Genomic DNA, 13,452 nt, shown 5'->3' on the forward strand with positions numbered 1-13,452 from the left:
TCTGGCAGACTGCGTTCTGCTTGATCGGGGCCGCTTCGCGCCCCAACGCGGGCAAGCCCGCTCGCCACGAAAAGCGCGTCTGTCACTTAAGTCGGCGGGTCGAAACAAAGCGCCGCCACAGCCACACCCACAACCACGCCACCGGGAACGCCAGGATCACAAACGGCAACACATAGCTGGCACGCTCGAGGGCGTCTGCCGTGCCGTCAACCAGGTTATCGCCCAGGTTGCTGAACATGCGGCTGAAGCGTGACGGCTGGTTCGCGCCATCGGCGGAGCGGAAATTCAGGGTCACGCGGTTGGTATCCAGGCGGCGTTGCTGGCCGGCGGCCATCTGGGCCAGTTCCTGCAGTTCGTTTTCGATGCCGGCCTGCTCCTTGCTCAAGGCGATCAGGTCACTGACGGTGATGTCCTTGCGCTTGGCCAGTTCGTCGAGCCGTTGCTGCTGGGCTTGCAGGCGGTCCTGGCGGCGGCGCACATCGGCGACGGCATCGGCCAGATCTTCAGCGGTGGTGATGCGCTGGCCGAGTTTTCCGCCCTCTGCGGCCATGGCAACCATCGGCTCCACGCCGGTGGGTGCAATGCGCAGGATGATCTCGCCACCGTTGCCATCTTCGGTAATGCCCAGGATGTTGCAGGTGCCAAAGCGAGCCGATTCACAGGCCTCACGGGTAGCCTGCATGCGCGGTGCGAGCAGGGCGCCGGGCAGGGCCAGGGTCAGTTCGTGCTCATAGGCCAGTTGCGCGCCGGCGCGGCCTTGTTCGCCGTTGATCGTGGTGGCTCGGGAGTGGTCCTTGGGTGAGCAGCCGGCGAGGGCCAGGCCAGCCAGTAAGATCAGCAGAAGGGGTGTTGCTTTGCCGTCCAGGTGGCGCATTGCGGTTCCTTGGTGTGCAGGAGAAATTGCCGGCGATTAAAGCGGGTCTGGCGGATTAACGCAAAGCATCCTGAGGGATTTGTACGGCTGATGGTGATGGCTGCCTCGATGGCCTTGGAGTACACCTCAAGCCTGACTCCAAGGAAGAACTGACCATGATCGCTCACACCGTGCCTGAAGGTTTTGTCTCGTTGCCGCGCAGCAGCCCGCTGCTGGACCTGTTGGGCCCGGCCTATTGCCGGGGTGAAGGCCTGCAACTGGAGATCGGCTTGCGTGCCGACAATCGCCATGCCAATGGCCGCGGCACGGTGCATGGCGGGGTGCTGGCGACCCTGGCGGATATCGGCATGGGCTATGCGATGGCGTTTTCCAGTGAGCCGCCGGTGCCGCTGATTACCGCGAGCATGACCGTGGACTACCTGGGAGCGGTGCAGGTGGGGGAGTGGATGGTGGTGCGGCTGGAGACGCATAAGCGTGGGCGGCAGATGGCGTTTGCCACGGTGAGTGTGCAGGTCGGGGAGAAGGTGGTGGTGCGGGCGAGTGCGGTGTTTGCGGTGCCCCGGCCTGACTGACGATGGAGGTCAAGTGTGGGAGGGGGCTTGCTCCCGATAGCAGGGGTTCAGTCACTTTTGCTTAGACTGATGCACCGCCATCGGGAGCAAGCCCCCTCCCACATTTGTTCGGTGTTGCTCTTAGTGCCGGGGGCTGCTGCGCAGCCCAACGCGGGCAAGCCCGCTCGCCACAACGGCCCTTGCTGCGCTTTAGATCAGCTGCGTTCGAGGGCGAGGGCTACGCCTTGGCCGCCGCCGATGCAGAGTGTCGCCAGGCCTTTCTTGGCGTCGCGCTTGAGCATTTCGTGCAGAAGGGTCACCAGCACGCGGCAGCCTGAGGCGCCGATCGGGTGGCCGATGGCGATGGCGCCGCCGTTGACGTTGACCTTGGCCGCATCCCACTCCAGCTCTTTGCCCACCGCCAGGGATTGCGCGGCGAAGGCTTCGTTGGCTTCGATCAGGTCCAGGTCGTCCAGGCTCCAACCGGCCTTGTCCAGGCAGCGGCGGGTGGCCGACACCGGGCCGATGCCCATGATTGCCGGGTCGACGCCAGCATTCGCGTAGCTGGCGATCCGCGCCAGCACCGGCAGGCCGAGGGCCTTGGCCTTGTCGGCGCTCATCAGCAGCACCGCAGCGGCGCCATCGTTGAGGCTGGAGGCGTTGCCGGCGGTGACGCTGCCGTCTTTCTTGAATGCAGGCTTGAGCTTGGCCAGGGACTCGGCGGTGGTGCCGGCGCGCGGCTGCTCATCCACGGCGAAGGCGACCGGATCGCCTTTGCGCTGGGGAATCAGGATCGGTGTGATCTCATCCACAAAACGCCCGGCCTCGATTGCCGCGCTGGCCTTTTGTTGCGAAGCCGCGGCGAAAGCGTCCTGGGCTTCACGGCTGATGCCGTACTTGTCCACCAGGTTCTCGGCGGTGATGCCCATGTGGTAGTCGTTGAACGCATCCCACAGGCCATCGGTGATCATGCTGTCGATCATCTTGGCGTGGCCCATGCGCAAGCCAGTGCGCGCGGCCGGCAAGACGTACGGTGCCAGGCTCATGTTCTCCATGCCGCCGGCAATGATCACCTCGGCATCGCCACATCGGATGGCCTGGGCGCCCAGGTGCAGGGCCTTGAGGCCCGAGCCGCACACCTTGTTCAAGGTCAGGGCCGGCACCGCGTGGGGCAGGCCGGCCAGGATCGAGGCCTGGCGTGCCGGGTTCTGGCCTGAGCCCGCGGTAAGCACCTGGCCGAGGATTACTTCATCCACTTGGGCCGGGTCCAGGCCGGTCTGCTCCAACAGGCGACGGATCACGGCGGCGCCCAGTTCCGGGGCCGGAATATTCGCCAGCGAACCCTGGAAGCTGCCCACGGCGGTGCGGGTGGCAGCAACAATCACGACGTCTTGCATGGAATCTGTCCTCACTGGAAGTGCATTTCTGGAACGTGGTCCGGGACGATCAGTTTACCGGCGGTCTTGCTCACAATCTCTTCAACGCTGACGCCAGGTGCGCGTTCCTTGAGGACAAAAGCGCCATTTTCGATTTCCAGGTAGGCCAGGTCGGTCAGCACACGCTTGATGCAGTTGGCGCCGGTCAGCGGCAGGCTGCACTGGCTGAGCAACTTGGACTCACCGTCCTTGGACGCGTGGGTCATGATCACGATGATGTTTTCCGCACCGGCCACCAGGTCCATGGCGCCGCCCATGCCCTTGACCAGCTTGCCGGGGATCATCCACGAGGCGATGTTGCCTTGTACGTCGACTTCGAATGCGCCGAGCACGGTGAGGTCGACGTGGCCGCCGCGAATCATCGCGAAGGATTCGGCGGAGGAGAAGATCGAGGCGCCGATGCGCGCGGTCACGGTTTGTTTGCCGGCGTTGATCATGTCGGCATCGATGGTTTCTTCGGTAGGAAACGGCCCCATGCCCAGCAAGCCGTTTTCCGATTGCAGCATCACTTCCATGCCTTCGGGGATGTAATTGGCCACCAGGGTCGGAATGCCGATGCCAAGGTTGACGTAGAAACCGTCCTGCATTTCGCGGGCGACGCGTTGAGCCATTTGTTCGCGGGTAAGAGCCATGGTTATTTCCTCTTATTGTTCTGGACGTGGATTATTTGCGGACGGTGCGCTGTTCGATGCGCTTCTCGAAGGTGCCGCAGATGATCCGGTCGACGTAGATGCCAGGGGTGTGGATCTGCGCCGGGTCCAGCTCGCCCGGTTCGACGATTTCCTCGACTTCGACCACGGTGATCTTGCCGGCGGTGGCGGCCAGCGGGTTGAAGTTCTGGGCGGTGTGGCGATAGATGACGTTGCCGAAGTGGTCGGCTTTCCAGCCTTTGACGATGGCGAAGTCGCCGGTGATGGATTCTTCCATCAGGTACGGGCGGCCGTTGAACTCACGGGTTTCCTTGCCTTCGGCGACCGGGGTGCCGACGCCGGTAGCGGTAAAGAAGGCCGGGATGCCGGCACCGCCAGCGCGCATTTTTTCCGCCAGGGTGCCTTGGGGGGTCAGCACCACCTCGATTTCGCCACTGAGCAACTGCTTCTCGAACAGGGCGTTTTCACCGACATAGGAGGCGATCACCTTGCTGATCTGCTTTTCTTCCAGCAGCACGCCCAGGCCGAAACCGTCGACGCCGCAGTTGTTGGAAACCACGGTGAGGTCGCGGGTGCCTTTGCGCTTGATCTCGGCGATGAGGTTTTCCGGAATGCCGCACAGGCCAAAACCGCCGGAGAGTACGGTCATGCCATCTTCCAGGCCTGCCAGTGCTTCCTCGTAGGACGCCACGCGTTTATCGAAACCTGCCATATGCACCTCTATTTATTGTTTGTGGGCCAGCCAATGAACTGAGTGTTGCGCTGACGGATTGATTTGTTAAGTTGTTTTTTTAGGTTGATTGATTTAGAAAACAGCATAGTCGACCCGTCGCCCGGAGCAGCCTCATGACCGTCAAACAAATGCGTGCGTTTCTCGCTGTGGCCCAGAGCCTGAGTTTTGCCGCTGCCTGCGAGCGTCTGCACCTCTCCCAGTCGGCGCTGAGCCTGACCATCAAGGGGCTGGAGGAGGGCTTGGGTGGCCGCTTGTTCAGCCGCAATACACGCAATGTCGCGCTGACTCCGGAGGGTGAGTCGCTGTTGCCGCTGGCTCGCCGGCTGATTGCCGATTGGGATAACGCTGAAGATGAACTGCGCCAGCGTTTCACCTTGCAGCGTGGGCGCGTCACGGTGGCCGCGATGCCGTCGTTTGCCGGCAACCTGCTGCCGCCCATCCTGAAGATATTCCGCGCGCGTTACCCTCAGGTGAATGTGACCGTGCATGACCTGATCAATGAGCAGGTGCTGGAGATGGTTCGCGACCGGCAGGTGGAGTTGGGTGTGGCATTCGAGCCCTCTGAGGGATCGTCCCTGGCCTTTACTCCGCTGTACCTCGACCGCTTCATTGCGGTGGTGCCCGGGGATTCGCCGTTGGCGCAGGTGGCTGAAGTCGATTGGAAAACCCTGTTGCAACACCCGTTTATTACCTTGCAGCGGCCGTCCACGGTGCGCGTGATGCTCGAGGAACACCTCGGTGCCTTGCACATGAAGCTGCCGGTGGCGCTGGAGAGCCATCAATTGGCAACCGTGGGCAAGATGGTAGCCAACGGCCTGGGCGTCAGTGCCGTGCCCGCCTTGTGTGCGCGCCAGATGGAGGAGGCGGGCGCCCATTGCATCACCTTGTGCGACCCGGTGATCGAGCGGCCGATTGGTGTGCTGACAAAACCTGGGCATGAACTCTCGGCGGCGGCCCAGGTGTTGTTTGATATTTTTCGCGCAGAGGCGGCGAGCGGGCGGTTTCCCGCGTTGTTATAAAGTTGATGAACAGTGGATATTAAAAAGCCCGCTGGAATTAACCAACGGGCTTAAATGTTTAATGCTGTGAGATCAGCAGTATCTATCAATCACTTTAACGTTCGATTGGCCTTTGAGGTTCTGCCATTCGGTATTAAGTGTGTGAAAGACCTGCTCGATGAAGTTGCGATCGGCCGCAGCCTTCTTGCCGACATAACCCTGACCACGACGGTACATCTTCAGGCGGGCCGCCAGTTCACGGTGGTTGCGGTCGAACTCGGCTTCTTCGGCGTGGGGCGCCAGGCAGTCAATTTTCACTTCGCCCGATTTACCAATCCACAGGATATGGTCGTCGAGTGTGTCTTTCTGCGCTGCGAACATCTCAGCCAATTCATCGATAGTTGGTTGGTTGTTCAGATTCATGTGTAAGCCCCTTGACCAGTTGGCGATCTATCAGTTGATTCAGTTAAAACTGCTTAGTTGTCTCCGGCTTGAAAACCGGGCGTCAGTGACTGTCTGCCGAATACGGGCAGGGTCTTGAACCTGATGCATGTAGTCTTGCTGATGAACTGCTACGCAATGGTTTCATAACGAAGACAAGTAGCAGTTGAGCTCCTTGTACCCGGCCCTTTCGAGGCAGGTCAGCTTCATCAATCTGCCTTGTGGGCAGTGCACATCCGGAAAAACAGCTCGGCGGTCAGACGAGCTTGTTCAAAACGCGTGTTACCAACACTCCCGATCCGGGAGACGTCTCGATAATGCAAGGACAAAAAGGATACGTCAACGGTTATGTAGTGATTATTTTTGCACACTACATAAATCGCTGTGAGTACGGGAGAATGCGCGAAAACGTGACTCGGGCGTCATTTTTTGAAGGTTTGGTTCGGGTTGAAATGTGTATTTTTGGAACATGGGTTAGTCTGCCGATCATGCTTATGTGGCGAGCGGGCTTGCCCGCGTTGGGGCGCGCAGCGGCCCCAAAATCAGACGCCGGGTTATGTCTGGTATTCCGCGTTTTGCCTTACTGGGGCTGCTTCGCAGCCCAACGCGGGCAAGCCCGCTCGCCACAGAAGCCCGCTCGGCATAACTAGGCCCCCTTCCACAACAAGCTCGATCGGCATATCTAGGCCCCCTTCCACAACGAGCTCGATCGACATAACCAGGCCGCCTTCCACAACAAGCCCGCTCACCACAACAGCGGCGGGGTTCTTTACCCTAATCGTGTGGCCAGCAGTGGCAACAACGTCTCGCACGACGCCTCGATCTTCACCTGCAGCAGTTCGTCCCCACGGGTCTTGCCGAGGTTGATGGCGATCACCGGCTTACCCTGTTCGACCATCGCCTTGCACAGGCGAAACGCCGAATAGGCCATCAGCGACGAGCCCACTACGAGCAAGCCGTCGGCATGTCCCACTGCCGCCATGGCCCTGGCGGCTGTCGGCGGAGCCACGTTCTCACCAAAAAACACCACGTCCGGTTTCAGCCGCTCACCCGCGCAATGGGGGCAGCGGGGCACCTGGAAGTGTTCTTCAAACGTCGGGTCGAGCAAGGTGTCGCCATCGGGCGCCTGTACAGCGTGAACCTGGGCCAGGTACGGGTTATCGATTTCCATCTGCCGCTGAATCACATCCCGCGCACTGCGCAATTGGCAATCCAGGCACAGCACCCGATGCAGGCTGCCGTGCAACTCGATGACATCATGGCTACCGGCCTGATCATGCAGCGTGTCGACGTTTTGTGTAATCAACCCGCTGATACGCCCGCGCTGCTGCAAGGTCGCCAGCGCCAGATGGGCCTTGTTCGGCTGGGCAATACGCACCCGTGGCCAACCCAGCATGGCGCGGGCCCAGTAGCGGCGCCGCGCCTGCGGGGTGGCCAGGAACTCCTGATACATCATCGGCGCCTTGCCCCGGCGCACGCCTTCGCTGTCGCGATAGTCCGGGATGCCCGACGACGTGCTGATGCCGGCCCCGGTCAACACTACAAAGCGCCGCCCGGCCATGGCCTGGAGCAGGGTGTCGAGGTGATCCTCTTGATGTGCCAGCGTGTCGAGCATGGGTTCGCCTATTCGCCGCGGATGTACTGCTCCAGTTGCTTGATCAGGTCAGCCTGTTCGGCAATAGCCTCTTTCACCAGGTCACCGATGGAGAGCAGGCCCAGCAGTTGACCATTTTCTACCACGGGCAAGTGGCGCAGGTGACTGTCGGTCATGATGTTCATGCACTCATCGACACTTTTATGGGTGTCGACGGTGATCACCGGGGAACTCATCACTTCGTCGACCCGTGTAGTGACCGACGAGAGCCCCTTGAGGATGAGTTTACGTGCGTAATCACGTTCGCTGATGATCCCCACCACCACGCCTTCCCTGACGACCGGCAAGGCCCCGACGTTTTTCTCCGACATCCGGACCAGCGCTTCAAACACAGTGTGGTCCCATTGGATGGTGTGCACGTCCTGGTTCTTCTGGTCCTTGGCTTTGAGCACTTGTGCGACGGTTTTCATGGCGGCCACTCCGGTGTTGTTGTTAGGAAGTCAGCAGGTCCCTTACAGAATCCTAGACGGGCCACGGCGGGGCAAGGTCCAAAGCGGCGTTAAACTCGTCGAAAAACGTCATTCGCCGGATTTTTTCGACGTTTATCCAGTATTCGTCGGCTTTTTGGCGCGTTTGGGGGCAGCGCCGGCCTTGCGAGGGGCGCTCTTACGTTTGTTTTTCCATGGGGTGGCGCCTCGGCCTGCCGGGCTGGCAGGGCCGGTGATGGTCATGCGCATGCCGTTGCAGCGGGCCACTTGCTTGCTCATCCAGGCCGCTTGTTTGGCGACGAATTCTTCCAGGCTCATCTCGCCGCTTTGCACCATATCCAGCGCCTGCTCCCAGATGGCGGTGGTGCCGGGGTCGGCGATGGCCCGTGGCACCGCGTCGATCAGGCTGAACGCCGCCGGGGTGGCCGACAGTGCCTTGCCGTTTTTCACCAGGTAACCGCGGTCCAGCAACCCTTGGATAATCCCCGCGCGCGTGGCTTCGGTGCCAATGCCGGTGGTGTCCTTGAGCTTTTGCTTGAGCAGTGGGTCTTCCACCAGTTTGGCGACGTTTTTCATCGCCTTGATGAGGTCGCCTTCGGTAAAGGGCTTCGGCGGCTGGGTCCATAGGTCTTTAAGGTTGACCTTGGCCACCGCGTAGTCCTGACCCTGCACCAATGCCGGCAAGGCCTGGGGCGCGGGCGCCTCACGGCCCTTTGCCGGTGCCAGGGCTTCGGGCAAGGCGCGTTTCCAACCGGGTTCGATCACCACTTTGCCCACCGCGCGCAATGCCTGGCCCGCACAGTCGAAATCGGCCTGGGTACGATCGTATTCATGGTTGGGCAGAAATTGCGCCAGGTAGCGCGCGCGAATCAAGGTGTACACCGCACGGTGCTTGCCGGTGAGTTGGCCGACGTCCTTGCCCGCGCCGGTCGGGATGATGCCGTGGTGCGCGCTGACCTTGGCGTCGTTCCAGGCCCGTGAGCGGCGCTGCGGGTCGATATGCGGCATCAGCTCATTGACTGCCGCATCGGCTCGGCCCAGCGCGGCGAGGATTTTCGGCGCCTCGCTGTGCTGGCTCACGGGCAGGTAGCCGCAATCGCTGCGAGGATAGGTGATGGCTTTGTGGGTTTCGTAAAGCGATTGCGCGATATCCAGGGTTTCCTGGGCGCCGAGGCCGAGCTTCTTCGAGCAGATCTCCTGCAGGGTGCCAAGATCGAACGGCAGGGGCGCCACTTCGCGCATGCGCTCGGTACGCAGTTTTACCAGGCGCGCGTTGGCGGCGTTACGCATGGCATCGGCTGCGTCTCGGGCCAGTTGCGGGTTGAGGCAGCGGCCTTGGTCGTCACAGGCATCCTCGGCTGCGCGCCATTGTGCGGTAAAGGTCAGGCCCGCGTGGCGCAGGTCGACATCGATGGCCCAGTACGCCACCGGCACGAAATCGGCGATGCTGCGGTCGCGGTCAACCACCAGGCGCAGGGTCGGCGTTTGCACGCGGCCCACCGGTAACACGCCCTGGTAACCGGATTGGCGCCCAAGCAGGGTAAACAGGCGGCTCATGTTCATGCCGATCAGCCAATCGGCGCGGGAGCGGCCCAGGGCCGAGTGATACAGGCTGAAGGTTTCGGCACCGGGCTTGAGCGCAGCCAGGGCCTTGCGAATCGACGCGTCATCCAGCGCCGACAGCCACAACCGCTGGATCGGCCCGCGATAGCGGCAATGCTCCACCAGTTCGCGGGCGATCATCTCGCCCTCACGGTCGGCGTCGGTGGCGATCACCAGTTCCTGGGCTTCCCCCAGCAGGCGCTTGACCGCCTTGAACTGGCTGGCGGTCTTGGGCTTGACGCGCATTTTCCATTTGTCCGGGACAATCGGCAGGTCGGCCAGCACCCAGCGCTTGTACTTGGCGTCGTAGGCATCCGGCGGGGCGGTTTCCAGCAGGTGGCCGATGCACCAGGTGACCGTGACCCCGTTGCCCAGCCAACAGCCGTCACCGCGCCGGCTGGCGCCGAGCACGGCCGCAATGTCCTTGGCCTGGGAGGGTTTTTCACAGAGGTACAGCATGGTCATCACATCAGATCGGGTTGATGCCTTGCAGGATGCTTAGTCGGAGGGATTTGAGCAACCATTATCTGTATGGATGTACAGCAATTTGTGTGGGGCCCACAAAGCAAATGTGGGAGGGGGCTTGCCCCCGATAGCGGTGGGTCAGTGACAAATGCACTGACTGATACACCGCCATCGGCAGCAAGCCCCCTCCCGCAGGGGACCTCCACTGTTCAAAAATACTCAGTTGTTGTCGATATCCACGTGCCGGGTTTCTTTCAGGCAGATCATCCCCACAATCAGGCTTACCCCGGTCACCACTACCGGGTACCACAAGCCGTAGAAGATGTCGCCGGTGTACACCACCAGCGCGAACGACACCGTCGGCAGGAACCCGCCAAACCAGCCGTTGCCGATGTGGTAGGGCAGGGACATCGAGGTGTAGCGGATGCGCGTTGGAAACAGCTCCACCATCAACGCCGCCAGTGGCCCGTAGCACATGGCCGCAATCAGGATCAGCGCGACGATCAGCACCACCACCATGGTCTTGTTGACCTGGGCCATATCCGCCGAACTCGGGTAACCGGCCAGGGTCACGGCGCCGCGCAGGGCTTTTTCGTCAAAGCCGTCGATGCGCACTTCGCCCACGCTTACCTGCACCGGGCTGCCTGCCGGGGCGGCGGCGCTGCTGTAGGGCAGGCCTTGCTTGACCAGGAAGGTCTTGACCTTGTCGCACGGGCTGTCAAATTTCGCCTTGCCCACCGGGTCGAACTGGAAGGTACAGGTGGCTGGGTCGGCCAATACGGTGATCGGCGCCTGTTGGCTGGCCTGGTCCATCGCCGGGTTGGTGTAGTGCGCCAGGCTTTTGAAGATCGGGAAGTAGAGCATGGTCGCCAACAACAGGCCGAGCATCAGCACCGGCTTGCGCCCGACCTTGTCCGACAGCCAGCCAAAGAAGATAAAGAACGGCGCGCCGATCACCACGCTGATAATCAGCAACATATTGGCCAGGGCCGGGTCCATCTTGAGGAATTGCGTGAGGAAGAACAGCACATAGAACTGCGCCGCGTAGAAGGTCACCGCCTGGCCGCCGTTGATGCTGAACAGCGCGATCAGCACCACCTTGAGGTTTTCCCAATTGCCGAACGACTCGCTGATCGGCGCCTTGCTGGCCTTGCCTTCCTCTTTCATTTTGAGGAAGGCCGGCGACTCGTGCAGGCTCATGCGGATCCAGGTGGAAATGCCCAGCAGCACAATCGAAAACAGGAACGGAATACGCCAGCCCCACACTTCAAACTGGTCACCGGTGAAGTACCGGCAAGCCAGCACCACCAGCAGTGACAGCAGCAGGCCGATGGTGGCGGTGGATTGAATCCAACTGGTGTGGAAGCCGCGTTTGCCGGCTGGCGCATGCTCGGCCACATAGGTCGCCGCGCCGCCGTACTCGCCGCCCAGCGCCAGGCCCTGGAGCATGCGCAGCACGATCAGGATGATCGGCGCCGCGATGCCAATGCTGGCGTAGGTTGGCAACAGCCCGACACAAAAGGTCGCCACGCCCATCAGGATGATGGTGACGAGGAAGGTGTACTTGCGCCCGATCATATCGCCCAGGCGGCCGAACACCAGCGCGCCGAACGGGCGCACCACGAAGCCGGCGGCAAAGGCCATCAAGGCGAAGATAAACGCGGTGGTGTCGTTGACCCCGGCAAAGAACTGCTTGCTGATCACCGCCGCCAGGGCGCCGTAGAGGAAAAAGTCATACCACTCGAACACCGTCCCGAGGGACGAGGCGAAGATGACCTTTTTTGAATCGTTGCCGGCGCTCGCGTCTATTGTCGAGCCCAGGGGTTGAGCATGTTCTGACATCGGGTAGCCCTCACAGTGATTATTTATTGTTGTTCCACTGTCGGCGCCTGGTGTGGCGCCGCTATTCAGATTGCATGAACCAGTTCTTTCTCCGCGGCGAGACTCCTTGTAGTCGGCGAAAGGATCAGCTGCGCGGCCTTTTCCGCGATCATCAGCGTGGGTGAACAAGTGTTGCCGGACGTGATGCGCGGCATGATCGAGGCATCGGCAATGCGCAGGCCGGGCACGCCATGCACGCGCAGTTGCGCGTCGACCACGGCGTCTTTGTCGCTGCCCATGCGACAGGTGCCCACCGGATGAAAAATCGTGGTGCCAATGCGTGCGGCGGCTTCGTGCAATTCTTCTTCGGTTTGCAGCGAGTCGCCGGGCAGGTATTCCACCGGCTTGAACTGGCTCAGGGCCGGCGCGGCCACAATCCGTCGGGTCAGGCGAATCGCGTCGGCGGCCACCCGCAGGTCTTCCGGGTGGCTTAAGTAGTTGGGGCGGATCAGTGGCGCATCCGCCGGGTTGGCTGAGCGGATATCAATGCGGCCGCGGCTTTGCGGGCGCAGGTCGCAGACCGACGCGGTAAACGCCGGGAACCCGTGCAGCGGCTCGCCAAAGCGCTCCAGCGACAGCGGTTGCACGTGGTATTCAAGGTTGGCCGAGGTCTGTTCCGGGCCAGAGCGGGCAAACGCGCCGAGCTGGCTGGGCGCCATCGACAGCGGGCCGCTGCGGTCATACAGGTATTGCAGGCCCATGCCCATCTTGCCCCACACACTGCCTGCGATCTGGTTGAGGGTGCGGGCCTTTTCCAGTTTGTAGATCAGCCGCAGTTGCAGGTGGTCCTGCAGGTTGCCGCCGACGCCGGGCAGCTCGTGCAGCACATCGATACCCAGCGGCTTGAGCACGTTGGACGGGCCGATCCCCGAGCGTTGCAGGATCCCCGGCGAACCTACGGAGCCGGCACATAACACGATTTCCTTACGCGCCTTCCAGCTCAGTTGCTGGCCCTGTTGGCGCCCGACCACGTGGGCGGCGCGGCCGTTTTCCAGCAGCACGCGGTCCACTTCCACCTCGGTCAGCACGGTGAGGTTGGGCCGTTGGCGGATCGGCTTGAGAAACGCCTTGGCCGCGTTCCAGCGCACCCCGGCTTTCTGGTTGACCTGGAAATAACCGCAGCCTTCGTTATCGCCCTGGTTAAAGTCGCTGATATTGGCGATGCCGCTTTGCGCCGCCGCCGCGCGGAATGCATCCAGGATCGGCCACGACAAGCGCTGCTGCTCAACGCGCCATTCGCCGCCATCGCTGTGGAACTCCGAGCCGCCGGCGAAGTGGTTTTCGCTCTGCTTGAACAGCGGCAGCACGTCGTTCCAGGCCCAGCCCGGGTTGCCCGCAGCGGCCCAGCCATCGTAATCCTGGGCCTGGCCGCGCATGTAGATCATGCCGTTGATGGACGAGCAGCCGCCGAGCACCTTGCCCCGTGGGTAACTCAGCGCACGGCCTTGCAGGCCTTCCTGGGCTTCGGTCTTGAAGCACCAGTCGGTGCGCGGGTTACCGATGCAGAACAGGTAGCCGACGGGGATATGGATCCAGGGGTAATTGTCGCGGCCACCGGCTTCCAGAAGCAGCACGCGGTGGGCGGGGTTGGCGGACAGTCGATTGGCCAGCAGGCAGCCTGCGGGGCCGGCGCCTACTACCACGTAATCGAATTCAGCAGTTGCAATGGGCATCTGAGGTCTCGCTTGTTTTTCTTATTGGCTCCATCCTAGTTGTTAGTTTTCGTCTTAAAAATGTTA

At 61.7% G+C, this 13,452-nt stretch carries 12 protein-coding genes; 2 read left to right on the top strand and 10 right to left on the bottom strand.

Annotated elements, in window-relative coordinates; translation table 11 throughout:
* Window positions 1-82 precede the first annotated feature (82 nt).
* A complete protein-coding gene (locus CXQ82_RS10300) occupies window positions 83-874 on the bottom strand; it encodes a DUF4349 domain-containing protein (protein ID WP_101268498.1) in 792 nt (263 codons plus the stop codon).
* A 155-nt stretch (window positions 875-1,029) separates the two neighbouring features.
* Between CXQ82_RS10300 and CXQ82_RS10305 the strand changes: the two genes are divergently transcribed.
* Window positions 1,030-1,446 carry a PaaI family thioesterase gene (locus CXQ82_RS10305; RefSeq protein ID WP_101268500.1) on the top strand — a complete coding sequence of 139 codons (417 nt, stop codon included), beginning with the start codon at window positions 1,030-1,032 and terminating at the stop codon, window positions 1,444-1,446.
* A 194-nt stretch (window positions 1,447-1,640) separates the two neighbouring features.
* Here the strand turns inward: CXQ82_RS10305 and CXQ82_RS10310 are convergent, their stop codons facing one another.
* From CXQ82_RS10310 to CXQ82_RS10320, 3 genes are read right to left on the bottom strand one after another with little or no spacing between them, the layout of a single operon-like run.
* Window positions 1,641-2,822 (bottom strand): acetyl-CoA C-acetyltransferase, encoded by a 1,182-nt coding sequence (locus CXQ82_RS10310; protein WP_101268502.1) that lies wholly within the window; start codon window positions 2,820-2,822, stop codon window positions 1,641-1,643.
* Between the two features lie 11 nt (window positions 2,823-2,833).
* Entirely contained in the window at window positions 2,834-3,493 is a 660-nt protein-coding gene (locus CXQ82_RS10315; RefSeq protein ID WP_003211625.1) for a CoA transferase subunit B, read from the bottom strand.
* A 31-nt stretch (window positions 3,494-3,524) separates the two neighbouring features.
* Window positions 3,525-4,223 (bottom strand): CoA transferase subunit A, encoded by a 699-nt coding sequence (locus CXQ82_RS10320; protein ID WP_010211319.1) that lies wholly within the window; start codon window positions 4,221-4,223, stop codon window positions 3,525-3,527.
* Window positions 4,224-4,357: 134 nt separating this feature from the next.
* Between CXQ82_RS10320 and CXQ82_RS10325 the strand changes: the two genes are divergently transcribed.
* Window positions 4,358-5,263 carry a LysR family transcriptional regulator gene (locus CXQ82_RS10325; protein WP_101268503.1) on the top strand — a complete coding sequence of 302 codons (906 nt, stop codon included), beginning with the start codon at window positions 4,358-4,360 and terminating at the stop codon, window positions 5,261-5,263.
* A gap of 72 nt (window positions 5,264-5,335) precedes the next feature.
* Here CXQ82_RS10325 and CXQ82_RS10330 read toward each other — a convergent pair whose 3' ends face one another.
* From CXQ82_RS10330 to CXQ82_RS10360, 6 genes are all read right to left on the bottom strand, one after another.
* A complete protein-coding gene (locus CXQ82_RS10330) occupies window positions 5,336-5,665 on the bottom strand; it encodes a hypothetical protein (protein ID WP_101268505.1) in 330 nt (109 codons plus the stop codon).
* Between the two features lie 787 nt (window positions 5,666-6,452).
* Complete coding sequence (locus CXQ82_RS10340; protein WP_101268509.1) at window positions 6,453-7,298, bottom strand: NAD-dependent protein deacetylase; 846 nt, start codon at window positions 7,296-7,298, stop codon at window positions 6,453-6,455.
* Between the two features lie 8 nt (window positions 7,299-7,306).
* Window positions 7,307-7,747: a CBS domain-containing protein gene (locus CXQ82_RS10345; protein WP_101268511.1), complete on the bottom strand. Its 441-nt coding sequence runs from the start codon at window positions 7,745-7,747 to the stop codon at window positions 7,307-7,309.
* A gap of 132 nt (window positions 7,748-7,879) precedes the next feature.
* Window positions 7,880-9,832 carry a DNA topoisomerase III gene (locus tag CXQ82_RS10350; RefSeq protein ID WP_101268514.1) on the bottom strand — a complete coding sequence of 651 codons (1,953 nt, stop codon included), beginning with the start codon at window positions 9,830-9,832 and terminating at the stop codon, window positions 7,880-7,882.
* Window positions 9,833-10,051: 219 nt separating this feature from the next.
* A complete protein-coding gene (locus CXQ82_RS10355; RefSeq protein ID WP_101268516.1) occupies window positions 10,052-11,674 on the bottom strand; it encodes an MFS transporter in 1,623 nt (540 codons plus the stop codon).
* A 65-nt stretch (window positions 11,675-11,739) separates the two neighbouring features.
* Complete coding sequence (locus CXQ82_RS10360) at window positions 11,740-13,386, bottom strand: GMC family oxidoreductase (RefSeq protein ID WP_101268518.1); 1,647 nt, start codon at window positions 13,384-13,386, stop codon at window positions 11,740-11,742.
* Window positions 13,387-13,452: the final 66 nt, after the last annotated feature.

The organism is Pseudomonas sp. S09G 359, assembly GCF_002843605.1.
Classification (GTDB): Bacteria; Pseudomonadota; Gammaproteobacteria; order Pseudomonadales; family Pseudomonadaceae; genus Aquipseudomonas.

What these genes read in the sequence shown, in the direction of transcription:
- CXQ82_RS10315 (WP_003211625.1), bottom strand. Translation starts at nt 3,493, where the DNA reads ATGGCTCTTACCCGCGAACAAATGGCTCAACGCGTCGCCCGCGAAATG.
- CXQ82_RS10320 (WP_010211319.1), bottom strand. Translation starts at nt 4,223, where the DNA reads ATGGCAGGTTTCGATAAACGCGTGGCGTCCTACGAGGAAGCACTGGCA.
- CXQ82_RS10310 (WP_101268502.1), bottom strand. Translation starts at nt 2,822, where the DNA reads ATGCAAGACGTCGTGATTGTTGCTGCCACCCGCACCGCCGTGGGCAGC.
- CXQ82_RS10340 (WP_101268509.1), bottom strand. Translation starts at nt 7,298, where the DNA reads ATGCTCGACACGCTGGCACATCAAGAGGATCACCTCGACACCCTGCTC.
- CXQ82_RS10325 (WP_101268503.1), top strand. Translation starts at nt 4,358, where the DNA reads ATGACCGTCAAACAAATGCGTGCGTTTCTCGCTGTGGCCCAGAGCCTG.
- CXQ82_RS10360 (WP_101268518.1), bottom strand. Translation starts at nt 13,386, where the DNA reads ATGCCCATTGCAACTGCTGAATTCGATTACGTGGTAGTAGGCGCCGGC.
- CXQ82_RS10300 (WP_101268498.1), bottom strand. Translation starts at nt 874, where the DNA reads ATGCGCCACCTGGACGGCAAAGCAACACCCCTTCTGCTGATCTTACTG.
- CXQ82_RS10355 (WP_101268516.1), bottom strand. Translation starts at nt 11,674, where the DNA reads ATGTCAGAACATGCTCAACCCCTGGGCTCGACAATAGACGCGAGCGCC.
- CXQ82_RS10305 (WP_101268500.1), top strand. Translation starts at nt 1,030, where the DNA reads ATGATCGCTCACACCGTGCCTGAAGGTTTTGTCTCGTTGCCGCGCAGC.
- CXQ82_RS10345 (WP_101268511.1), bottom strand. Translation starts at nt 7,747, where the DNA reads ATGAAAACCGTCGCACAAGTGCTCAAAGCCAAGGACCAGAAGAACCAG.
- CXQ82_RS10330 (WP_101268505.1), bottom strand. Translation starts at nt 5,665, where the DNA reads ATGAATCTGAACAACCAACCAACTATCGATGAATTGGCTGAGATGTTC.
- CXQ82_RS10350 (WP_101268514.1), bottom strand. Translation starts at nt 9,832, where the DNA reads ATGACCATGCTGTACCTCTGTGAAAAACCCTCCCAGGCCAAGGACATT.